The sequence below is a fragment of the Vibrio nigripulchritudo genome, from assembly GCF_027924785.1.
GTDB classification, from domain to species: Bacteria; Pseudomonadota; Gammaproteobacteria; order Enterobacterales; family Vibrionaceae; genus Vibrio; species Vibrio nigripulchritudo.
Genome location: NZ_AP027049.1, coordinates 1,735,809 through 1,761,393, shown reverse-complemented (window position 1 = coordinate 1,761,393; position 25,585 = coordinate 1,735,809). Strand labels below are relative to the sequence as shown.

Annotated in this window: 11 protein-coding genes; 4 read left to right on the top strand and 7 right to left on the bottom strand. The window is 45.6% G+C overall.

Annotation, left to right across the window (positions count from 1 at the left end):
* Window positions 1–884: 884 nt before the first annotated feature.
* Window positions 885–13,436 (bottom strand): VCBS domain-containing protein, encoded by a 12,552-nt coding sequence (locus tag QMG91_RS08105; protein ID WP_281830188.1) that lies wholly within the window; start codon window positions 13,434–13,436, stop codon window positions 885–887.
* Between the two features lie 400 nt (window positions 13,437–13,836).
* On the opposite strand from QMG91_RS08105, the gene QMG91_RS08100 reads away from it, so the two are divergent.
* From QMG91_RS08100 to QMG91_RS08085, 4 genes are all read left to right on the top strand, one after another.
* Window positions 13,837–15,138 carry a TolC family outer membrane protein gene (locus QMG91_RS08100; protein ID WP_457853493.1) on the top strand — a complete coding sequence of 434 codons (1,302 nt, stop codon included), beginning with the start codon at window positions 13,837–13,839 and terminating at the stop codon, window positions 15,136–15,138.
* An 11-nt stretch (window positions 15,139–15,149) separates the two neighbouring features.
* Window positions 15,150–15,767, top strand: coding sequence for an OmpA family protein (locus tag QMG91_RS08095; RefSeq protein WP_004405830.1), 618 nt, complete (start codon window positions 15,150–15,152; stop codon window positions 15,765–15,767).
* 131 nt (window positions 15,768–15,898) lie between these two features.
* Window positions 15,899–16,252 carry a DUF2750 domain-containing protein gene (locus QMG91_RS08090; RefSeq protein WP_004405831.1) on the top strand — a complete coding sequence of 118 codons (354 nt, stop codon included), beginning with the start codon at window positions 15,899–15,901 and terminating at the stop codon, window positions 16,250–16,252.
* A gap of 256 nt (window positions 16,253–16,508) precedes the next feature.
* Entirely contained in the window at window positions 16,509–18,479 is a 1,971-nt protein-coding gene (locus QMG91_RS08085) for a GGDEF domain-containing protein (RefSeq protein WP_281830185.1), read from the top strand.
* On the opposite strand, the gene queC is transcribed toward QMG91_RS08085, so the two are convergent.
* The 6 genes from queC to QMG91_RS08055 form a co-directional block, all read right to left on the bottom strand.
* Complete coding sequence (gene queC, locus QMG91_RS08080; RefSeq protein WP_281830183.1) at window positions 18,433–19,134, bottom strand: 7-cyano-7-deazaguanine synthase QueC; 702 nt, start codon at window positions 19,132–19,134, stop codon at window positions 18,433–18,435. The genes QMG91_RS08085 and queC overlap by 47 nt on opposite strands.
* A 14-nt stretch (window positions 19,135–19,148) precedes the next feature.
* On the bottom strand, window positions 19,149–19,799 hold the full coding sequence (gene queE, locus QMG91_RS08075; RefSeq protein WP_038143663.1) for a 7-carboxy-7-deazaguanine synthase QueE: 651 nt from the start codon (window positions 19,797–19,799) through the stop codon (window positions 19,149–19,151).
* Between the two features lie 255 nt (window positions 19,800–20,054).
* Entirely contained in the window at window positions 20,055–21,512 is a 1,458-nt protein-coding gene (locus tag QMG91_RS08070) for a bifunctional NUDIX hydrolase/phosphatase PAP2 family protein (protein ID WP_004405834.1), read from the bottom strand.
* Window positions 21,513–21,556: 44 nt separating this feature from the next.
* Entirely contained in the window at window positions 21,557–22,036 is a 480-nt protein-coding gene (locus QMG91_RS08065) for a GNAT family N-acetyltransferase (RefSeq protein ID WP_004405835.1), read from the bottom strand.
* A 148-nt stretch (window positions 22,037–22,184) separates the two neighbouring features.
* Window positions 22,185–24,071 carry a propionyl-CoA synthetase gene (locus QMG91_RS08060; RefSeq protein WP_281830180.1) on the bottom strand — a complete coding sequence of 629 codons (1,887 nt, stop codon included), beginning with the start codon at window positions 24,069–24,071 and terminating at the stop codon, window positions 22,185–22,187.
* A 52-nt stretch (window positions 24,072–24,123) separates the two neighbouring features.
* Entirely contained in the window at window positions 24,124–25,575 is a 1,452-nt protein-coding gene (locus QMG91_RS08055; protein WP_281830179.1) for a bifunctional 2-methylcitrate dehydratase/aconitate hydratase, read from the bottom strand.
* Window positions 25,576–25,585 lie beyond the last annotated feature (10 nt).

Below are 25,585 nucleotides of genomic sequence, written 5' to 3'. Positions count from 1 at the left end.
ATAACGCATTAGATTTTTATTAGTTAAACTAATAATTTAACACCTATATGGAACTAACTCCACAAAAGCAAATGTTTGAAGCAATGTCTCATTCATTACTCTTTCAAGTTTATGAGCCAGCTCTCAAACTTAAGGTGTTTCAATTTTGCATCAATCGTAAATAGTTGTTTAAAAATTTAACTTAATGATTCAATGACCATTATTAAGAGTATTTTTCATACTGTTCCTAAAATAAGAACTGAATATCAATTTGCGAATCGAGCTAATTACAAAACTATTAGTTATCTGTATCGGTAACTTATTGATAAATTCTACTCATACTAAAGATTTATTTGATTGATATTCTCATTATTGAGAATAAATTCTCAATAATGGTTCATAGAAAACTCTGCTTTGATACTCATCAGAGTGAGTAAAACTCTTAATAGAGCTAACTCATTATTTCTTATTAGGATTTCTATTAACATCTTTTAATAATCGATTAATAAGAATATTTATCTGTAACCACACATTACTAATCTTTTTCAGGAGTATTTTGTCTGCTCTCTTTCCAAATTTTTATTCAACCTGATAATTAAGACTGAGGATCTTGAGATCATAAAACGATCAATTCTCTAATACTTAGAGTATTAGAAAAGAACTAAAAAATGAATTTATAAACAATCCATAAAGGAAGGTATATTTTTGTTGGATGCCAGATAAATTGGTGCAGGTTTCAGGATGGAAATACTGAGGAATTGAAAGGGTTTCAATTACAGAGCAAACGTTTACGAGATGAATTTACAGCTTAATTTGGCTAGCTCAATTGCAATGAAAAACGCAAGGCTCGGCATGTGAAAACCAAGTCTTGCGCTTTTGCTATTTAAGGGGAATGAGTTTATTTATCAGTCCCATTTAAATGCATTGTTATTCATCAGTTCATTGACGATATCACTGGAAGTAGATGTCATCGATAAACCGTAGTCGGCAGCGTTACCAATTACGACGTCGATCGCTTGTGACATGCCACTTTCAGGTGTAACAACCAGTTCTAGTGTGGAACTGTCTGAAGATACTGTGGCGGAGATATGCCCTAGCAAAGAAGACAGACTGTTGCCATCTACAGTATCTGGAAGGATGTCTCTTAAATCGAGTTTGTCACCTCCCGACAGTTCAAAGTCGGTAATTTGATCGTGACTGGCTGCACTGTCAGTTTCACCCTTGTACCAAATGAACAAGTCGTTGCCTGCACCACCTGTGAGGATGTCATTCCCACTGCCACCAGCAATCAAGTCATCGCCGCCGTCACCGTCTAATATGTCATTACCCGATAACCCAAACAGACTATAAGCGGAGCTATTACCACTAATGGTATTGGCGCTACTATCACCGATGTTGTCGCTCAATATCAAGCTTCCATTGTCCAACAAACGCTCGATCTGCTCTTCCGGTGACAAACTACCCGGAGAGGCATGAGACAACAGACTGCCTAAGCCAATACCTTCTAATTCGATGGTCTGAATGGTTCCAGAGCCGTTACTCACATTCAAGTAAGTATTTCCGGAAGATTCAGAAAGTGTCAGATTTGAAGTCAGCTCACTCAATCCAGAAACATTGTCAGCAGCCACAATTGCGCTTAAATCAAGTCTGTCATTGCTCACATCAAACTCTCGGATAATGTCGTGCCCTGCCGGAGTCCCCAGAGAACCAGGCTGCCAAACAAAGGTATCTTGCGACGCCACTGCACTTCCTTTTGGATCCCCGTAGAAGATTTCATCGTCATCCGTTGCAATGAGAATGTCATTTCCAGTCGTAGGAGTGCCATCAAATAGCGAACCGTTAACCGTTACGGTTACCGTTTCAGTAGAAACAGCGCCGTGACTGTCTTCTACTTCAATGGTGAATGTTTCCGTCTTAGTGACGCCCGCCACTAAATCTGTCGTATCTGGTTTACTCTCATCGATGCTGTAAGTCCATTGCCCGGACTGGTCGATGCTTAAGTTGCCATAAGTACCACTTGGGTTAGAAACCGACCAGGTCAGTGATGCGTTATTGGCATCTGGGTCAGTGGCGGTCAAACTACCAGTAGCAGATGCTGTGAAGCCAAGCGTTGTCGTTCCTGCTACCACAACTGCCGTAACCTGAGGTGCGTCATTTCGACCTGAAATGGTAATGGTTACATCCTGCTCTTTTGTCCCACCCTGACCATCAGAAACCATAACGGTAAAGACTTCGTCTTCTGTCTGTCCCTGTCCAAGCGCGTTACTGCCTGCAAGTGAATTGTTAATGGTGTATTCCCACTCACCTGTCGACGTATTCAAACTCAGTTCGCCGTATTTTCCGGTATCAGAACCAACGATAGACCAGCTATGAGTATCCGACAGGTCTTTATCCGACACATTCAGGTCGCCCGTTACCGATGCGGTTGCGTCTTGTGAAATGGAATCGGAAGTATCGCCAGTAATACTTGGGGTATCGTTTGAGCCAGTAACATCAATCGTCACCGTTTTGGTCACCGTATCCGTGCCATCAAACACAGAGATTTGGAAGGTATCCTGCTCAGTTTGACCAGCCGCCAGATTCTGAACCGCATCCGAGGCGTTATTCAATATGTAAGTCCAAACACCATTCGCATCTACCGAAATGCTGCCATACGTTCCGACATCGCTGCCTGACACGCTCCATGTGTGAGTATCATTTTCATCAATGTCTGATACATCCAAATCTCCCGTCGCGGTGCTTGTTCCGTCTTCTGCAGTTGCTCCAGTAAGAGGGCCAGTAACGACAGGAAGATCGTTGGTACCTTTTACTGTAATAGTGACAGTCTGCGTATCACTGACATCATGCTGATCAGAGACTTTTATCTGATACTGAATTTCAATCTCTTCACCTGCTCCCAATTTCTGGATGTCTGCATGACTGTTTTCGAGATTGAAGGTCCATTCACCATTTTGATCAACGTCCATACTGCCATAAGGAGAATTGTCGTTGAGTACTTCCCACGTATGGGTGTCTGGAGAATCCAACATATCCGGGTCGCCAGACTGCAGTTGCCCAGTCACAGTCGTTGTTGACTCTTCCTGTGCTTCTGCGTCCGTATCGGTTGCAAGGTTACCAAAAATGGAAGGCGCATCATTTTCACCGTTGATGGTGATGTTTACCGTTATGGTATCCGTACCACCGAATTTATCTGTAACCGTAATCTCTGCCGTATCGGTGATTGAAGAACCTTTACCAAGGCTGTTTACGGTTGCGTTGTTGCTGTCAACGACGTACTCCCAGGCACCTGTAGATGGGTTCACACTCAAAGTACCGTAAGAAGCAACCGTCGTTACGCTATAAGTCGCGGTATCGTTATCGTCGACATCTGCTGTCACCAACTGACCAGTTGCCGTTGTAACCGCCGTTTCTGCAACCACGCCCGTTGAATCACCGGAAACAACAGGATCATCATTAGTACCAGTAATGGTGACTGTGACTGTTTCTCTGGTGGTCACACCAAAGCTATCGACCGCAGTAACAATAAAGGACTCAGTAATAGAACTGTCTGGAGACAGCTCTTCGATATGAGGCTGACCGTCGAACAAGTTGTATGTCCAGTTACCTTCTGCATCAATTTCGAACTTACCGTAAGTTCCTTGCAGCGCATTCGCTCCCTCTTTGGCGATAAAGCTCGCGCTATCATCAGTGTTCGCTTCTACCGCATTCAGCTTGCCAGACGCAGCTATACCACTGTCTTCTTCGGCTGTACCTGTCGTTGCTCCCGTAATAACGGGAGCATCGTTCGAACCAGTAATCGTGATAGTGACTGTATCGGTAGATTCGAGCCCGTTGTCATCTTTAACAATGACGTCAAAAGTCTCTGTCAGAGTTTCTGTTTGACCTAGATTCTTAACCGTGTTGTTACTGCTATCAAACTGGTATTCATACTCACCCGTTGTTGGGTTGAGAATCAGCTTACCGTATGTGCCTTCCTCTTCATTTGAAGCGGTTTCATTTGGTAGGCGCCAAGTGTGTGTATCACCAACATCAGGGTCTCCAGGATTCAAATCACCGGTAATTTTTCCATCAGAATCACTGTTCGCAATGCTGTTGGTTAACTCACCCGTAATATTTGGTGCATCGTTAGTACCGGTTATATCAATTTCGACCTGAAGCTTGATGGGGTTTCCACTCGCATCAACCGTCGTTTTACCATACTGATCAACAACCACTACTTCGAATGTTTCTGTGAGCTTCGCACCTTCTTTCAGTTGGTTAACTGTAGGGTTAGCGCTGTTAAGGTTGTATGTCCAGTTACCGGAAGAGTCCAGAGTTAATGTACCAAACTGACCTACACCACTTGGCAGATGCCAGGTACCCGTTCCGAGACCAGCTGGGGTAGTGAGCGTTCCGGAATCGGTAGTAACGGCATCTTCTTTAACAACAGCCGTTTCAATAACCGGATTAGAAACTTCGACATGATCAGCACTACCAACAACATCAATGGTGATGGTCTGCGTATCTGAATCGTTGGCTTCGCCAGAAGAATCCGTCACTTTAACTGTGAATGTTTCCTGCACCGTCTCACCCGGTTTGAGGTTTTGAACAGCAGGATCATTGTTGTTAAGTACATAATGCCACTTACCTGTAGCCGGATTGAGCTCAAGCGTACCGTACGTGCCTTCCAACTTATTATCTGGTTCTGCTGTACCGCCCGAATTAATCAGACTCCATGTGTGACTGTCTCCGGTATCAGGGTCAGTCACCGTCAGTTGTCCAGATTCTGCAGTTAGCGAATCCTCTGTAACTGAACCTGTAATGTCTCCACCAATATCAGGCTGATCATTCGTTGGGCTGCCACCTCCGCCAACTGGTGGGAAGTTTGAACCTTGAACATTGATAACAATCGCGAATTTTTCTGACACACCACCATCAAGATCTTCCGCCCTGACATAAAATGTATCCGTTGCCGTGTCGTTCGGACCAGGCATCGATTTAGTGCTGTCTATCGTGTAGACCCATTCGCCTGTTGTCCCGTCGATGCTTAGAACACCATATGTGCCATCACCACTTTCAACCGTCCAGGCTTTCACATCATCCAGTGAGTCTACATCCGTTGCCAGTACCATACCCTTAGCGGTTTCAGACTTAGTGACGGTTACCGTTCCGGCGTCATCACCAAAGACTTCTGGGATGTCATTCGTTCCTTTAACCGTAATTGCCAGGTCCTTGCTGACAATGGCGCCAAACTCGTCTTCACCAAGAATGGTGAAGGTTTCCACGTAAGTTTCTCCCTCACGCAATCCCTGAACCTGTGGCGAGTCATTATCGATGAGATATTCCCAGTTACCTGCCGCGTCAATGGTGAGAGTACCTAGATTGCCTGCAAAGGTAGAGGAAACAATTTTTGCGGAATCGACAGTATCGGTATCCGAACCACTAGCAACGTCTTTATCGATGTCGGTGATATTCAGTGCTCCGGTTAACGAAACACTTGAACCCGTACCAGTATCTTCTTTATAGGTTGCTTCTGTAGCACCTGAAATCACCGGTTCGTCGTTTGTACCAGCAATCGTAATAGTGAGCGGTTTGGAGACCATTTCACCTGCGTCATCTTTAACAAACACGGTGAATGTCTCTGTCAGACTGGTTGTCGGAGACAATTCCTGAATCGCTGATGAGTTTGGATCTTTAAGGGTATAGGTCCACTGCCCTGTTGACGGGTCGACAACAAGGTTGCCGTAAGTACCTTCGCCGGCAGGATGTGCACCAGAGATACCGAATTCAGCTCCATCATCTTTATCTGGATCACCAGAATTCAATTGACCAGATACGGAGCTCGCACCATCTTCCGTTACGGTTTTGGAAAGTGCGCTTCCATTAAGCGTTGGCGCATCATTGGTACCCTCAATGGTAATGACAACCTGGGATTCACTCTGCTGACCGAAGCTGTCGGTCGCACGAACGGTGAAGGTATCCGTTGTTGTATCGCCTTCATCAAGTTCATTTACCACGTTTGAACCATCATTGAGGGTGAAGGTCCATTTTCCATCGCTGTCTATAGACAATGTGCCATAGGTGCCACTTGGGTCAACAACCATCCATGTGTGTGAATCGTCACCATCTGGATCGCCAGAGCCAAGCGTTCCTGTTGTGGTATTCGGTGTGGTAGGTGTAGATGTACCAGCGAGTTCTTTTATGTCGCCAGTATCATCACCAACAATACTTGGGTCTGAATTTGTACCCACGACATTAATGACAATTTCTTTGGTTGCTGTACCACCATTGCCATCATCGACTTCGATGGTAAATTTGTCCTGTGCAACCTCACCAGCATCCAGTGCCTGCGTCGCAGGTTTGCCTGAATCCAGAACATACGTCCATTTCCCAGTATTAGGGTCTACCGAGAGTGAACCATAAGTGCCCGTTGGCGCAGTCACCGACCAAGTGTGGGTATCGGATGTGTCCACATCTAGTGCTGCCAGCTGACCGTCTGTCTCTAATTGACCTGCCGTTGCTTCAATCACGGTCCCAGAAACTTTACCGGTTATTTCCGGGTCATCGTTATTACCTTTAATGGTGATGACTAAGTTCTTCTCTGTTTTCTCACCATGACTGTCGGTTACGGTGACGCGATAGGTATCAGTCAGCGTTTCGCCCACCGCCAGTGCCTGTACCTGACTATTGGTATTGGTCAGATCGTAGCTCCAACTGCCGTCAGAATTTACCGTTAGCTCACCAAATAAGCCTTGAGGGTTGAGCACTGCAAAGGTGTGAGAATCGTCCGCATCCGGATCGCCATCCAACAACTGACCTGTGGTCGTGGTTTGAGTATCCTCTGTTACCTCTCCCGCTAAATCGCCATCCAGTGCTGGAATGTCGTTGGTCCCTTCGATTGTGATGACCACTTTCTTGGTAGTTGATGCTCCGTGGTTATCAGTCACTTTTACCCAGTATTCTTCGCGAACTCTGTCTCCTGCATCCAAGTCATCGGCTTTATCGTTATCCAGAGTGAAGGTCCATTTTCCGTTCGCATCGAGAACAAATGTCCCCAGGCTATCTGGATGATACTGAGTGACCTCCCATTGATGTGTATCCGTTTTATCCACATCACTAGGTTTCAACTGTTTAGAAACCGAAAGCGTGCCATCCTCAGTAACGGTGCCAACACGAGAACCGCCCAAACGCGGTACGTCATTGGTTCCTGTCACTTCAATGGTAATCAGTTTGCTGTCTGTTCCGCCCTGACCATCGCTAACCGTGACGGTAAAGAAGTCATGGGCTTTCTGACCTTCTGCCAGTTGCTGAACACGCTTACTGCTGTTGTTAAGGGTGTATGTCCAGTCACCATTAGCATCAATAGAAATGGAGCCGTATTTGCCCACACCACCATTACTCATAGTCCAGCTATGAACATCATTCAGGTCGACATCGGCAACGTCCATCGAGCCAGTCGCTGTCAACGTAGTATCTTCTTTCAACTGACCTAACTGTGTACCGGATATAGAAGGCTGGTCATTATCACCTTTGATAGTGATAACAACGTCTTGCGTTACAATTCCGTTGTAATCATCTTCTATCTGAACCGTAAAGGTATGCGTGACTTCCTGCCCTTCAGACAAAGTTTGTGCTGCGGAGTTATCGAGCACAAACTCCCATTCACCGGTGTCTTTGTCTATTGAGAACGAACCGTAAGTCTGAGTATCACTGCCAAGCAAAGTAAACTCAGCGTTGTCCGGTACATCTGGATCCTGTATTGCTAACGTGCCCGTTGCATTTTGTTCGGCGGCATTATCTTCTTCTACATCGCCAGTTGTTCCGCCTGTTACAGACGGCAGATCATTGCTACCAACCACTGAAATTTCGATGGTTTTAGAAACGGTTCCACCTTTGCCATCACTCAAGGTAACGGTAAAAGTTTCAGTTTCTTTCTGATTCTCGTGCAAGCTGTTTGATTTAACCGCATCCAAGACGTACTGCCAGTTACCATCATTATCTATGGTCAGATTTCCGTAAGTACCTGTTCCACCACCCGATACAACCCAGGTATGAGTGTCCAATGTGTCGACATCATCAAACGTAATAGCACCGGAAGCCGTGGTTTGAGAATCTTCAATCACGGTATCAGCGAATTTGCCGCCCGTGACCACTGGATCATCATTGGTTCCCGTTACAGTGACTGTCACTTCCTGAGTATCTGTCGCTGAACCATCACTGACTTGAACGGTAAAGGTTTCAGTCACAGTTTGCCCTTCGGCAAGCGACTGAACGGCACTCAGTGAGTTATTGATTTGATACGTCCACTGACCAGTGCCTGAATCTATCGAGAAGCTGCCGTAAGTCGGAGAGCCTGTCGTAACGTCTGTCCACACCATATCTTGGTTTGGATCGGTGTCGTTGTCTGGATCGGTAGCGACCAGTGTTCCTGTAGCAGTTGCACTCGCAGCAACGTCCTCTTTGACGGTGCCAGAAACCCCCGTGGTTTCATCTATCACCGGACCATCGTTAGTGCCTTCAATTACCACAGTAACAGTGGTAGGTGTACCATCTTCGGTTGTGACGTTGTAAGTTTCTTCTACTTTGTCGCCAACGTTTAATTCATCAAAGACTTTGCTCGCAACAAACGTCCAGACACCATTGGCATTAATTGAGAATGTACCTATGGTTCCGTTAGTTGTGGACGCATTGAAGCGGTTGTCTGTGCCATCAACATCCGTGCTGGTCAGAGTTCCACCAGTGGTGAGCGCTGCATCTGTCTCTTGTAACGTTTTGGTCGCGCTGTCTACAACGGCAGCATCGTTTGTCCCCGTTACTTTGATGGTAAGAGTGGTCGTTGCGGTTCCACCTGCTTCATCGGTTACGGTTACAGGTACTACTATTTCAAGTACTTGTCCCGCAGGAAGATAATCATAGCTAGAGGCATCGAATGTATAGCTACCATCCGAATTAAAAGTTAGCCCGGTCGCAGTGCTGGTCGTATTGAATGTCAGTGACTCCCCTGTAGGCAAATCGACATCAGTTGCCGTCATTTGACCACTGATTGAAGCGTCTTCCTGAACATCAACCACTTTAGCGTCAGCAACCGGATCATCATTTGTCCCGGTTATGGTAATGGTGAGCATGCCTGTATTGCTTACGGCAGACTGCTCATCCGTCGCGGTGTAAGGAACCTGAATGACCAGAGTCTCCCCTTCAGACAGCGAATCATAACTGGAAGCATCGAAGCTGTATGAACCATCTGAATTGAACGTCAGCCCAGTTGCTGTAGATGTTGTCGCATAATTCAGAGAAGAACCTGCTGGAAGGTCGACATCTGTCGCCGTCACATTGCCAGTAATGCTCGCATCTTCATCCACGCCAACAGAAGCGTTTTGAGCAACTGGTGCATCGTTGGTGCCCGTGATGGTAATGACGACTTCCTGGGTATCGGTTCCCATTCCGTCACTCACCTGAACAGTAAAGGTTTCAGTCACCGACTGACCTTCAGACAAGGCTTGAACTGCTGGTAGCGTATTATCTATCTGGAACGTCCATTCGCCAGTTCCCGAATCGATAACGAAATTGCCGTATTGAGAAGGATTGGTTGTAATGTCAGACCACGTGAGATCCGTATTTGGTGCCGTATCATTGTCCGGGTCAGTGGCAACAAGCTGACCTGTTGCTACACTACTACCCGCCGTATCTTCTGCAACGCTGCCCGTCACACTGATGGTCGAATCAATTACAGGGGCATCGTTCTGGCCGACGATACCTACGGTGACATCAACGATGGTTACACCACCATCCTCATCAGTGACTTTCACCTGGTACGTTTCGAACAGTTTTTGCCCTTCTTTAAGGTAGTCTGCGGCACCTGGAGTCAGCTCATAAGTCCACACACCTTCACTGTTGATGACAAACGTACCTACAGCACCAGGGACAGAACCGACGACTTCAAAAGTATGGTTGTCATTATCCAAGTCTTGCACAACAAGATTTTTGACAATTTGTGTCGTCTCATCTTCACTAATCCAGCCACCCAGTCTCTCTTCCACCACCGGAAGATCATTCGTCCCCTGAATCGTGATTTCGACCGTGCTGGTTGCCCCATCGGTAGTAGTGACCGGGTAAGTAAATGTCGCCTCTTCGCCGACTCGTAAATGGTCGAAAGTGCTGCTTGCTGTAAATGTCCAGTTGCCATTTTCATCAATGGTGAACGTTCCGAGTGAATTAGTAACGGAACTCGCGACAAAACTGTTGTCTGGTCCGTCTACATCTGTACTGGTTAGAGTACCGGAAGATGTAAGAACGCTGTCTGTTTCGACAAGCGTAACAGAATCGGAAGAAACGATAGCGGCATCATTCTGACCAACGATACCAACCGTGACATCAACAATCGTCACGCCACCGTCTTCGTCAGTGACTTTCACCTGATAGGTTTCAAAGAGCTTTTGACCTTCTTTTAAGTAATCCGCCGCCCCCGGAGTTAGCTCGTATGTCCACACGCCATCGCTATTGATAGCAAAAGTACCGACGACCGTTGCTGGCGTTCCTACTACTTCAAAGGTGTGCTTGTCATTATCGAGGTCTTGAACAACGAGGTTTTTAACGAGTTGCCCAGAATCATCTTCAAGAATCCAGCCTCCCAATCGTTCTTCCACAACAGGAAGATCGTTCGTACCCTGAATGATGATTTCAACCGAGCTGGTTGCGCCGTCGGTAGTTTCAACCGGGTAAGTGAAAGAAAGCTCTTCTCCCACTCGCAAGCTGTCAAAGGTCTCACTAGCCGTAAACGTCCAGTTACCGTTTTCATCAATCGTAAATGTACCAAGAGAATTGGTTATGGAGTTGGCAACAAAGCTGTTATCTGGTCCATCTACATCTGTACTGGTTAATGTACCTGACGTAGTAAGTACGCTGTCTGTTTCAACCAAAGTGCGAACATCTGAAGAAACAACAGCGGCGTCATTTTGACCTACGATACCGACCGTTACATCAACAATCGTTACGCCGCCATCTTCATCGGTCACTTTCACTTTATAAGTTTCGAAAAGCTTCTGACCTTCTTTCAGATAATCAGCTTTACCTGGTGTCAGTTCAAACGTCCAGACGCCATCCGAGTTAATTTTGAATACGCCAACACTGTCTGCCGGGTCAATTCCGCCGACAACTTCAAAGGTATGATTGTCATTATCAAGGTCTTGAACAATGAGGTTTTTAACGAGTTGCCCAGCATCATCTTCAAGGATCCAGCCCCCTAAACGCTCTTCAACAACAGGAAGGTCATTCGTGCCTTGAATGGTGATAGTCACCGAGCTTTCCGTACCATCCGCAGTGGTAACTGGGTAGGTAAATGTTTTTTCTTCACCAACTCTTAGATGATCAAACGTGCTGCTTGCTGTAAACGTCCAGTTTCCGTTTTCATCAATGGTGAATGTGCCAAGGTCATTGGTAATACTGTTGGCGACAAAGCTATTGTCTGGTCCATCAACATCTGTACTAGTCAAAGTGCCAGAGGAAGTTAATACACTATCGGTCTCGACTAAGGTTACCGAATCGGAGGACACCACTGAAGCGTCGTTAGTACCAACGATGCCAACCGTAACCTCAACAATGATTTCACCACCATCTTCGTCAGTAACTTTCACCAGATAGGTTTCAAATAGCTTCTGCCCTTCTTTTAAGTAATCAGCTTTACCCGGAGTCAGTTCAAACGTCCAGACGCCATCTGAGTTAATTTTGAATACGCCGACGCTGTCAGCAGGGTCAATTCCACCCACCACTTCAAAATCGTGATTCGTGTTGTCTGGATCCTGAACAACTAAGTTCTTTACAATTGGTGTAGTCTCATCCTCTTGAATCCAACCTCCTAACCTCTCTTCAACAACAGGAAGGTCATTTGTACCCTGAATAGTTATTGTAACCGTGGTTTCTGTTCCATCTGTGGTGGTTACCGGGTAAATGAAACTTGCTTCTTCGCCCTGGCGAAGATGATCAAACGCGCCATTTGATGAAAACGTCCAATTACCATTGGCATCAATAGTAAAAGTACCAAAATCATTAGTAATGGTGTTGGCGGTAAAGCTATTGTCTGGACCGTCAACGTCAGTACTGGTCAATGTGCCAGAGGAGGTAAGGACGCTGTTTGTTTCAGTCAGAGTACGAGTATCTGCCGACACAACAGACGCATCATTAGTACCCACGATGGTAATGGTCAATATTGTTGTATCGGTTCCGCCAGCTTCATCGGTTACGGTTACTACGACAGGAATTTGCAGTATTTGCCCTTCCTGAAGGTAGTCGTAACTGCTGGCATCAAAGGTATAAGAACCATCAGTATTGAAGGTCAACCCTTCAATTGTGTCAGTAATTGAGAAGTTTAAAGCGCTGCCCGCTGGAAGGTCGATATCGGTAGCGTCCATTTGCCCTGAGAAGGTCTCGTCCTCATTCACTGAGAAAGATTCAGCCTGAGCGACAGGTGCATCGTTCGTACCTGTGATGGTTATGGTTAGCGTACCGCTACCTGTTGCTCCCTGATTGTCAGTCGCGGTGTAAGGCACCGTGATGACGAGGATTTGACCTTCAGACAATGAGTCATAGCTGGAAGCATCAAACGTGTAAGTACCGTCACTGTTGAACGTGAGTCCAGTCGCTGTCGATGTAGTCGCGTATGTCAGTGTAGAACCAGCAGGTAGATCGGCATCTGTTGCCAAAACCTGTCCAGAAATGCTGGTATCTTCATCAAGAGCTGCGCTGCTGTTCTGAGCGACGGGAGACTGATTTACTGCCGCGATCTGCAGAAGATTAAGAAGTGAAAGACTTTGAGTTTCGGATAACCCTTGACTGGCTAAACCAGAGGTGTCAAAAGACGTAGCCGCAAGCACTTGCGTACCAGTACGTTCGATTTCCCCAGACGTTCCAATCGATGAACCCGCTGCACCTCCACCGGCTGCAGGTGCCAATTCTTCAATCTGAGTCGGGTCAGCCCCTGCCTCTAACGCGGCGAAAATCTGATCTATCTCAGGGTCGGTGTCCAATATGCGCAATTCACCGCTTTCATCCAGTATCGCTGTATCTGGTAAATCGCTCTCGGAAAACAGTAAATAGCCCTGTTCATCTTCAAGTACCACTTCACCAGGTAACAACACAGTGTTAGCAGGAACAATTTTGATGTTGCCCGCAATATCAATAATTATAATTTTTTCTTGCGTTGGTGTTTCTACACCCGCTGCGGTGGCAAACTCCACAAGTAAAGTAGGGTCTTCACCCGCCTCTATTGAGGACAATATCTGGTCTATATCGGTAGATAATTCGGGCTCTCCCTCTTTCGCAGGAAGCTCAGCCAAAACCACTTCATCATCAATAGTTACAAATACTTCGCCAGGTAAAAGTGAATAATCTTCGGAGACAGTTTTTAAATTCCCCTCAACATCTATCACTATTACTTTACCCAGTGCAGACAAGCCTGCAGAAAATAAAGACGAAAAAGAAGCCATATTCCCTACTCCCAAAGAAGTAAAAACACTACGAATTTCTATCCAATATCGCAGTATTAAATTAACAAGTGGAAGGTTGAGAATTAGAGCAATATAATTTCGTAAAAGGCTTAAAAATTCAAACTGATAATATTGCTTCTAAGTGTCTCAACCTATAATATTCGACCCTTTTAAGTATATGTATTTATTGATAGTTATCTGTTTCAAAAATGAGAACAAGCGAATATAAGTGTTTGTCTGTGAAAACATTCAATGGCTTATGATTAATAAATATCGCAATATATAGCTCACCCAATAATTTGTATTTTGCATGCATCTCAAAAATGAGACTATAATTGGGATAATATATAAACATATCAAGAATTAACACGACTGGAGAGGTAAAGTGAAAGGACGTTATATAGGTGCCATTGGCTGTTTGCTTGCTGGTTCTTTAGCCACAAGTGTCTATGCTCAAACGCTGGAGCAAGCCGTGGCCATTACGCTCGCCACCAACCCAGAATTAAAGAGTGCATTCAACGATTACATGAGTTATCGAAAAGATAACGAAGCGGCAAGCGGTGCATATCTTCCAAAAGTTGATCTAGATGCTGGAATTGGTTTTGAACATGTAAACCCAGCTCCGGTAAATAGCGAAACAACTGACCTGACGAGAAAAGAAGCAACTTTAACTTTTACTCAGCTTATTTGGGATGGTTCAGCCACACTTAATAATATAGATAGAACAGCTGCTGAAGCTGAATCCATGAGACTGCAATTATTAGCCAGTGCTCAGGATAAAGCGCTTGAAGTTGCTCAGATTTATCTAGAAGCCGTTAAGTCTGAAGAAATTCTGGCACTTTCTGAAAGCAATCTCGCTGTTCACAAAAAGATCTATAAAGATATCAAGCGCAGAGCCGAGTCTGGTATTGGTTCTGTAGCGGATGTTTCTCAGGTTGAAGCGCGTATTGCTAAAGCACACGGCAACTTGCTCGCAGCACAGAACAATATCTTCGATGCACACACTCAGTTCACCCGCCTGGTAGGACAGACTCCGCAGGGTCTTATTTTCCCAAGAGCGGATGAAACGTCCATTCCACTGACCTTTGCAGAAGCATTGGATAACGCATACGGTGATCACCCTGTTATTCGCATTGCGGTAGCAGACGTTGAAGCCGCGCGTTTCCAGTATGACCAATCAAAAGGTGTGAACTACCCTACATTCTCTTTCGAGGCATCCGGCACATGGCGTGAAGATGCTGGGGGTGTACGTGGTCAGGCAGATGAAGCAACTGCAATGCTTCGTATGCGTTACAACCTGTATAACGGCGGTTCCGACAGTGCCAACTCTGAGCGCGCTGCCTACCAGTTAAATAAGTCAAAAGATCTCCGTGACAGAACTTTTCGCACCATTAAAGAAAGCCTCCAGCTTTCCTGGAGTGCGCTGGATCTGACCTTGCAACAAAAAGAATTCTTGGCAGACCACGTTGACTCCGCTGCGGAAACGGTTATTGCTTATGAAAAGCAATACCGAATTGGTAAACGTACTCTTCTTGATTTACTCAACACCGAGAACGAATTGTTTGAAGCCCGTAAAGCATACATTGATGCACACTATGCAGAGCAATTGGCTAAATATCGTGTCATGAATGCTTCCGGAAACCTGCTTGACTCTCTTCTGGTTGAAGTACCAGACGAGTGGAAAGAATCTGTAGAATATTAAGGTTGGAATGAATGAAGTATCTAGCAATAGCGTGTTCAGCTCTGCTTACACTATCTTGGCACGCTTCCGCCAATCAGAGCGATGACGAATACGATTATATTGACGTACCAAAGTCTGACCAAATTGCTGATTTAAGTGATGATGACTACGATGGCGTAGTGAACGCCCGTGACCTGTGTACTGGTACACCTCGTGGCGCTAGCGTAGACAATGATGGGTGTGAAACCTACATTGAGTCGGAAGATAAAAAGCAGCTAAAAGTCTTGTTTGCCAACGACTCAGACGAAATCACACCAGCCTTTATTACCCAGATTCGCACCATGGCTGAGTTTTTGGATGCTTACCCTGAAACTTCAATTGAGCTACAGGGATTTGCCAGTAAAACAGGTAACGCAGAACACAATTTGGATCTTTCTAAGCGCAGAGCGAAAGCCGTTCGTGAGGCTTTGATCAGCTATGGAGTGAGCCACACACGAATTAAAACCATCGGTTTTGGTGATTCGGTATTAGATGACTTGGGTGAAAGCCAGGTTAGCCATGCACTCAACCGCCGCGTAGTCGCGACTGTTGTGGGGTACAAAGGCTCAGTCATCAACGAGTGGAACATTTTTACTACTAAGAAAAAGTAAATTCAAACGCTCAGACCTCAAAGCCAGCCTCCATAGAGGCTGGCTTTTTTATTTCTGTCTTATTTACCGTGTAAAATCCCCTCTGAAATGCTACCCTTTGCCGCAATTATCACTTGTATTGGAAAATCCCGATGACAAAACTGACTTCAGATATCGAGTCTAACCTTAATCTGTTCATTGAAGAGACAAAACAAACCAAGCTGGTTTGGGGTCTGAAAAATGAAGATGGATGGCTGGCTTGTGATTCAACAGAGTTTGAAAACAGCGAAGTAATGCCATTCTGGTCATCTAAAGAAGATGCTGAACTTCATAACGTTGAAGAGTGGGCAGATTTTGAGGTACTGGAAATTCCACTCGATATTTTTGCTGAAGACTGGCTGCTTACTTTAGCAGAAGATGGTGTTTTAGTTGGTACAAACTGGAATGCCACCTTAGAAGGTAAGGAAATGGAACCTTCAGATTTGGCAAAATTGTACGTTAAATGACAATACAATTAAAATAAGTACTTCTGGCTCGGAAATTAATTTTCCGAGCTTTTTATTTTTCTGAAACTAATCTAGTTTCACAAAGTGAAACTGTATTTATATATATTCAAACCTATAATTTTCGGCTCACCTCAACTATTTGCCCATTCTTTTGCACAATTATCATTTTCTGTTTCAAAAGGTGACATTTGCACTACCACCATTATTCGATGAACGTAAAATGGCGCAGTCAATTTATACTCACTCGGGAGCATAAGTGAGAAAACTCACGCTACTTTCAAGCATCATCGCATTAGTCCTTTCCACCTCTTCATTTGCTTTTGATCGTGAAGCCTGGAACGCACTGTATTCTAAAAAACTTCAGAGTGATGAACATGCTGCACTTATGATGCTTCAAGAGCGTTATATCATCCTGCCCGACAACGCTGAAAAGCTTTATATATCAACACAAATTCACCGTTTTTATACACTTAGAAAACAGCCCTATTACAGTGAATTACCCGATACACCAACAAGTTATGATAAGTTTCAGCACACCTTAGTTGCCGCACTGAATGATGAAGTAAAGCACGACAATAAAGCGGCATATGCCAAGTATAAAAACCTCATTAACCAGACTAAAGTCACCCACGATTATCAAAGTCGCGCTCTAATTGAGTATCGCCTTTGTCTACTCCTTAGCCGCATGGGTGAGCATCATAGCGCCAAGTTTTATTGCTCTTCGATTTCTGCTCACCTTGAGCAATTAACGGACCCTTTTATTCCTTTGAGGGATGCCTATCGTCTGTTAGCCAACAACTATGCCCATTTGGGCGACTACAAAGTCGCGTTGGAAACGTATTTCAAAATCATTTCTAACTCCAAGGACTACCACGATAATTCAGGCAACTACAACGACATCGGCAATCTGCTATCTGATATGGGCAGGTACGAAGAATCGGAAACCTATTTACTCAAATCTCTGGAATTGCGCAGTGAACCAAACACCCTGCCACTTGCCCGAGCCCAGATCTTACATAGTTTAGGCAGCTTATACCTTAAAGCTAAGCAGCTAGACAAAGCCGAGCAACACTATCAAGAGTCTCTGCAAATCCTAAAAAAGCTGGATCACCAGTACGGCATGGCACTCACCTATATTGGTCTTGGGCAATTGAATACCGAACTGGGGCATCACGACCTCAGCAACGCCTACTTGCACCAAGCGATGGATATGGCTGAAGACCAAAACAATCTAGAGATGAAAATCAGCATTGCATTAAGCTTGGCGAATGAATATCTGACTCGTGAAGTGTATAACGTAGCCATTGAGTACGCTGAAACGGCAACTGAATTAGCCAAAATAGACGAACTGCCTAAATACGAAGCCGACTCACTACAACTGCTGTCGGAAATTCAGGAGACAACAGGTAACTACTCGCAAGCGTTAGAGAGTTACAAACGTTTTCATGAGTTGGAAATACAAAAGCGCGACCGAGAAAACCAAAATGCGTTTGAAGCGCTGGATTTAAGTAAAAGCAAGCTTGAAGAAGAACTGGAAAACTCAAAACTGGTGTTGAAAAACACAGAGCAGCAGCATCAGTTGGAGTCTTTAACTCAACGCGACCTAATGAACCGAATGTTTATGGTGGTGTTGTTTTTGATCATTGGCGGGATACTGTATGCAAACAAACGAACTCGTCAAACGGCGGAAAAGGACTCGTTAACACACACCTACAATCGACTAACGATTCTAGAAAAAATCCGCCGGCAACCGCAAAGTTCCTCTCCAGATTTAAAGCATGTACTAGTGCTATTCGATCTCGACCATTTCAAGGACATCAATGACAACTACGGTCACCCTACCGGAGACATCGCGCTAAAACATGTAGCAAAAACCATCTCGTCTCAGCTAGGTGAAAGAGACAGTATCGGTCGAATCGGTGGTGAAGAATTTATGGTGCTTCTTACCGATGTTCCCGAAGAACAAGTGTGGGTAAAAGTAGAAAAAATGCGGGATTTGATTGAGTCTAAAACCTTTATGTCGGAAGACCATCAGACTCTGAACTTAACCGCGAGCTTCTCTTACCTGTCTACATCAGAAAAGCTCAGCGACTTTGATGTGCTCTACTCAATTTTGGATCAGGCACTGTATCAGGCAAAACTCAATGGCAGAAACTGCATTGTTGATGCCTACACTGACCCTATTGATGCGATACGCCATTCTGCTTCGACACCAACGACTGCATAACACTGTCTTTGTTGTCGAGGTATTCATTTAAACCTGCTGCACGCAAGTCGCAAGATGGACAATCTCCACAACCATCACCAATTACGCCGTTGTAGCAGGTTAAAGTATGTAGGCGAACCAGATCCAATGCTTCGTACTGATCTGCCAGTGCCCAGGTTTCCGCTTTGTTCAACCACATCAGAGGGGTTTTGATCTCAAGCGCTTTATCCATTCCAGACACTAGGGCTGTGTTCATTGCTTTCACAAATTCGTCGCGGCAATCTGGATAGCCGGAAAAGTCAGTTTCACACACTCCAGTGATCACTGTTTCAGCACCGATTTGATACGCGTAAATACCGGCAAGAGTCAGGAATAAAATGTTACGCCCAGGAACAAAAGAGTTTGGCAAGCCATTCTCTTGTAATTCATGGGAAACAGGAATGTCGTCTCGCGTTAGTGAGCTGATAGCCAGTTCATTCAAAAGCCCGACATCCATGACTTTGTGCGCGGCAATTTTCAGATCTTTAGCAAGTTGCTCCGCCACTTCGATTTCAAGCTTATGACGCTGACCATAATCAAACGTAATTGCATGAACTTCATCAAAATTTTTGATCGCCTGAACCAGACACGTTGTCGAATCTTGTCCACCGCTGAATACTACGACTGCTTTTTTCATGATAAATCCTCGGTTTAAGCGATATTCAAATATTTATGAGTCTGAACAGACAGGCGCCAGTTACGAGCGATGCAGGTATCGATACAAAGCTTAGTTGCTCTTGGCTTCTGGCTGATTGGCTGCAACGCAATGGTGGTTTCATCCGACACATCGGCGCTGGCAATCAATTCATCTAGCTGATCGATGTCTTTCTGAGTACCAACCGGATGTTTGATCTCATTCGCTCTTTCAAGAGCAGAGACCAGCACTGGCAGCTTGCCTTTCATGGCAATTTTAGGGGAAACCGTCACCCAAGTGGAATCAGTGGCTTTAACTTCGAAGGTTCCGCTGGTTTCGATTTGGCATTGGCAGCCAATATCCTCAAATGCCTTTGTAAGTGCAACAAGGTCATAAACGCAGGGTTCGCCACCAGTGATGACGATGTTTTTGGCGGTATAGCCGTGTTTTTGATACTGCTCAACGATGTCGCCAGCAGAGACAAAACACCAAGTAGGTGAGTCTGCCGTTTTAATCATGATGTCGCCAATAGGGACCTGATCTTGTTCTTCTGCTTCCCAGGTTTGCTTGGTGTCACACCACGCACAACCGACTGGGCATTCTTGCAAACGGACAAATACAGATGGCACTCCGGTGAAGGTGCCCTCCCCCTGAATGGTTTCAAACATTTCGTTGATTTTATACTGGCTATTCAACACGACAATACTTCTTTTTGATTGAGTTTTAATTACTAGTCTTGCAAAGCAGACTAGACAAGCTGGTTAGGCAAATTTGCCCTTCTCATACAGCGAACTGCCGGATTATACGCACTTCTAACGAACATGCCAGCCTTTGTAAAAGTACCGACCAACCGACAAAAAAATAGAGCCCAAATGGGCTCTATTTTTAGGGTCTATAACGATTTCTGTTTATTTCTGGTCTAACTATTTCTTCTCTGTTTGATCTTTCCCTTCACGAAGTTGGGTAATAGCGAATATCAAAACCAATACCGGGTAGCGAGACGCCTCCAGTACCAAAGCGATGATTGAGCTGTAATTCAGGAATGTTTTCACAACACTGTAAAGTAAGTTGGCAAACATCAATATGAAAATGACGGTTACGATGTGTTTAACGCTGCGATGTCTGGATTCAACTTTTGGTTTAAGGAACGTAAACACAGAAGCAATTGCGATGGATGTGGCAAACCAATACGCAAAGTCCGGTCTTGGCCACAATGTACCCAAAACAGCGATAATGACTACGGCAACCCACCAAACGGAGGCACTACTTAGGATCTCACCAGTATGTACTTCGTCTTTTTTATCCAGTCTGTTGAAATGCCAAACTGCCATTCCCCCTAACGCCATCCCTGCCAGAACGTCGGTGAAGTACTGAGCACCCAGATAAACGGTCGATAAACCATGAAAAAGGACAAGCACCACAATCGTTGGCAAATAGCGCCTGACCATTTCAATTGGGTATTCACGGGTTGCATGCAGATAAAACAGCCCCAGTACAGTGACCATCAGTGCGCTCGTCATGCTCGGCATTCCAAAGCCAAAGGTGTCACCCAACATAAGCTCCGGCATAAAGGCATGAGGTCTCGCAAAACCAACACCGACTTGAGCAACCAGCGCTAACACCGCCACACTCACCACGGCGAACAAAAGCTCAGCGCCAAAGTAACGACCAAATACCATAAATGCTGCCGGAATCAGTACGATCAGCATCCAGGGGCTGGCAAGAATATCTCCAACGTAGAAGAAGGAATGAATGTACGGCAACAACGCAGGCGAAGCACTCAATACCCCTTCTTGCAGGGCTTTAATATAACGAATTTCTTTCTGATGAAACGGAATCGCAGCTTCTACAATGTCATCGATGTACGCCACTTTTTGTCTTGCGGCTTTTTCGGAATAGTATTGAAGTGCATCGATTTGAGACGGGTAACGGTAATTCGCCTTATTGACCTCTGCGATGTGTGCCAATACAACCTGTTTGGTTTCTATTCCGTAGTGAGGAGCAAACCATGCCGGAACAATATTGTGCCCACCTTCGTCTTTGTGGTTGAAAGCCACCACAGGGGAATCAGACACACAGTCATATAGCGCCGCGTTCCCTAAAACACCCAGTTTACCTATCGCTGTCACAACCAGCCCGGATTCTTCCCAGGCTTCTCGTTCAGCGGCTTTGGCTGGTTCTTCCCCTTCTTCAACATGACCTCCGGGAATGGAAAGCTGACCTGTGATAGCCTCGCGAACCATAACAATTTTTCCGTCATGGCTGGCAATTAAGCAAAGTGCCCCTTTGTACTTAGGTGGTGTTTCAGAGGAAGCATGGGTAAAGCTGGCGAAAAAAGATAAAACAAGCGCCAAATAAGAAAAGAGATGACGAGGTGTCACGATGAGCAATCCCTGTGATTAGTTTGAAAGATAGGTTAATTTTTTTAAGTCAGTGGCTTACGCATCCAATGAATATGATGATTCAAGCCCAGTTTGTTATAAAAGTTTAAAGCAGCTTCATTAAAGTGCCAGACCTCAACAAACATTTGCTTCACTCCACACTCTTTAAATGCCGTTTCGAGACGTTCGAATAGCATCTGAGCCACTCCGGTTTTTCTGTGTTCGGGAGTAACAAAGATTTCGTCAATACTGCCCATGGTTACAGGCTTCATGATTGACGACTGTAACTCACAAAAGTGACCAGAAACAAAGCCCACAAGCGATTGTTCGTCGTCCTCCGCCACATAAACAAAGCACTCAGGATCATCGATATACCGGGAAATACTTTTCTCTTGTTCAACCTCTTCCGGTGATTTGAATAAATCGGGGGTCTCACGATGATGGTAGTCGTGTAATTGGTACATGAATTTGTTGAGTGCTTCCAAGTCTTCAACTTGGGCAGCGCGAATGCGATAAGTGCTCATAAGTTTATGGAAATAAAGCGTATGTTTAGGGTCTGTTGACTTTGTAAGTATATACATAAGACACAACAAGGTGCAGTGCCAAAATGGAATTTCTTGTTTCACAGACACTAACAAATGAAAACGCGCCAATTGGCGCGTCTGTGTTGGGTTATTTTTTAGCTGGGTGAATCACCCTTTCCAGTTCGTTCAAACTGGTTGGGTCGTCAATCGTAGATGGCACGGTATACTGCTCTCCATCAGCGATTTGACGAATGACCCGCCTCAAAATTTTACCTGATCGGGTTTTGGGTAATCTGTCGACAACCAATGCGTTTTTGAAACACGCTACCGCCCCAATTTCCTCACGAACTTTACCAACGAGTTCGGTTTGAATATTCTCATCAGAAATGGCGACACCGTCTTTAAGCACCACAAACCCAAGTGGGGTTTGCCCTTTCAAATCATCGTGTACTCCAACTACGGCACATTCCGCCACAGCGGGATGCCCGCCAACCACTTCTTCCATCTCACCGGTAGACAGGCGATGACCTGCAACATTAATTACGTCATCCACTCTGCCCATAATGAAAAGATAACCGTCTTCGTCTAGGTAACCTCCATCACCGGATACATAATAGCCTTCAAACTGCGACAGATAGCCACTTTCAAACCTGTCGTGATTTCGCCAAATAGTTGGTAAGCAACTGGGAGGCAGTGGGCGTTTTATCGCAACATACCCTTGTTGGTTGGGCGCTTTCTGGTTACCAAGCTCATCCAAAATCGACACTTGATACCCCGGCATCGGTTTGGTCGCACTGCCGTGTTTCACCTTTAGCATTTCTATACCAGTTGGATTACCCGCAATCGCCCAACCTGTTTCAGTCTGCCACCAATGGTCAATCACTGGTTTCAAAGTGCAATTCTCTACCCAAGCTTGCGTCGGAGGATCAAGCCTTTCACCTGCCATAAATATGCTTTGAAGCTTGCTTAAGTCGTAAAGCTTAACGTGGTTGCCGTCTGGATCTTCTTTCTTAATCGCACGAAATGCCGTTGGTGCAGAAAACAAAACGTTCACTTGGTACTCTTCACACACTCGCCAGAACGCACCGGGATCAGGCGTTTTGATAGGCTTTCCTTCAAATAAAACCGTTGTACAACCGTGAATTAAAGGGGCGTACACAATGTAAGAATGACCAACAACCCAACCCACGTCTGACGCTGCCCAAAACACACCGTCTTGACCCAAGTTATACACGCAGGACATGGAATACTTCATCGCAACCGCATGACCGCCATTGTCCCGAACAACACCTTTGGGTTTTCCCGTTGTTCCTGAGGTATAGAGGATATAAAGCGGATCGGTCGATTTTAGTGATACGCAATCGGTATTTGGCGCACTCTCTTGCTCACTTTGCCATTCCCTATCTCTTTCATGGGAGAGATTAGCTACACATTCCGGACGCTGATACACAATCACCGACGAGGGCTTCCAGCGGCTGTCCATAATGGCTTTATCAACGATGGGTTTGTACGCCAGTACTTTGTTCACTTCAATCCCGCAGGATGCCGTCAGCACTACTCTTGGTTCAGCGTCTTCAATTCTTACCGCCAGTTCGTTTGGGGCGAATCCACCAAACACCACCGAATGAATGGCACCAATTCTGGCGCAAGCCAACATTGCCATCGCGGCTTGGGGGATCATTGGCATGTAAATCACCACCCGGTCACCCTTGCCTACTCCATGTTTTACCAACATGCCTGCAACGTGCGACACCTCTTTAAGGAGTTCACTGTAGGTGTACGCCTGTTTAGTTTTGGTGACCGGAGAGTCATAGAACAATGCTGTTTTATCGCCATTTCCCTGCTCAATGTGGTAATCCAGTGCCAGCCAACAGGTGTTGATTTCACCGTCGGCAAACCAGCGGTCGATTCCGTGTTCATCTTTGCTAAGGATTTGATCAGGGAATCGAAACCAATCGAGATTTTGCGCTTGTTTCTTCCAAAACGCTTCGGGTTCATTACACGCAAATTGGTATTCTTTTTCGTAGGTAGACATCCGTTCTTCCTCCGAGAAGAAATGTGGGGTCTCTATTGACCCCACATTTCGGTTAGTTAATGGCAAACAAGCTCATGAATTCATGTACGGGCATGCTTTCGAGTGCTTGTTGGTCTTTACATAGGTCAAAGATTTGCTGCGAACGACCAGCCGGGAAACGAGTTTGCAGATTGCGTAGGAACTTCTGCTCCAATACTGGAATCCCTTCTTCGCGGCGTCGGCGGTGACCAATTGGGTATTCAATTTCTATCTTGTCGGTAGACGAACCGTCTTCAAAAAACACCTGAATCGCATTGGCGATAGAACGCTTGTCCGACTCCAGATATTCACGGCTGTAGCGAGAGTCTTCGATGATCATCATTTTCTCGCGCAGCGCATCAATACGGGGATCGCCATGATGGAAACTGTCTTCGTAATGTTCTGCAACCAAGTCGCCGTAAAGCAATGGCACCGCAATCATGTACTGCAAGCAGTGGTCACGGTCGGCTGGATTCGCTAAGTTGCCTGATTTAGAAATAATGCGAATCGCAGACTCATGCGTGGTCACCTCAATTCTCGCAATCTGATCCACTTTGTCTTTGACTTCGTTATGAAGCGCCACGGCACATTCCACCGCGGTTTGAGAATGAAATTCTGCAGGGAATGAAATCTTGAACAGAACATTCTCCATCACGTAGCTACTGAATGGCTGGCTGACTTTGAACGACACGCCATTAAACAGCACATCGTAATAACCCCACTTAGGCGCAGTTAAGACAGAAGGCAGACCCATTTCGCCTTTCATGGTGATCATCGCAAGGCGAACAGCGCGAGAAGTCGCGTCCCCCGCTGCCCAGGATTTTCGGGAGCCAGCATTCGGTGCGTGACGATAAGTACGAAGCGCACAACCGTCTACCCAAGCCTGAGACACTGCATCAATGATTTGATCTTTACTGCCACCCAGCATTTTGGTTACCACTGCCGTTGAGGCAACACGTACTAATAGAACGTGATCTAAACCAACTCGATTGTAGGAATTTTCAAGAGCCAGCACACCCTGAATTTCATGTGCTTTGATCATCGCCGTAAGCACATCTTTCATGGTCAACGGTGCTTTACCTTCCGCTACTGCACTTCGGCTCAGATAATCTGCTGTAGCCAAAATACCGCCTAGATTATCCGATGGGTGCCCCCATTCTGCTGCCAGCCAGGTATCGTTAAAATCTAACCAGCGGATGATGCAGCCGATATTGAACGCAGCAGTGATTGGATCGAGTTCATGAGATGTGCCTGGTACTCGTGCACCATGCCTGACGGTAGTGCCCGGAACAATCGGACCGAGGTGCTTAGTGCATTCTGGGAAACGAAGCGCCAGCAAACCACATCCCAAAGTATCCATCAGGCAGTTTCGCGCCGTGTTGTACGCCTCTTCGGATTGAATGTCGGTGTTACTCACGTATTCTGCAATTTCCACCAGCAGATCATCGGGAGCTGGGCGTTCGTTAATCTCTACGTTTTGTGTCATTTCTTCTTCC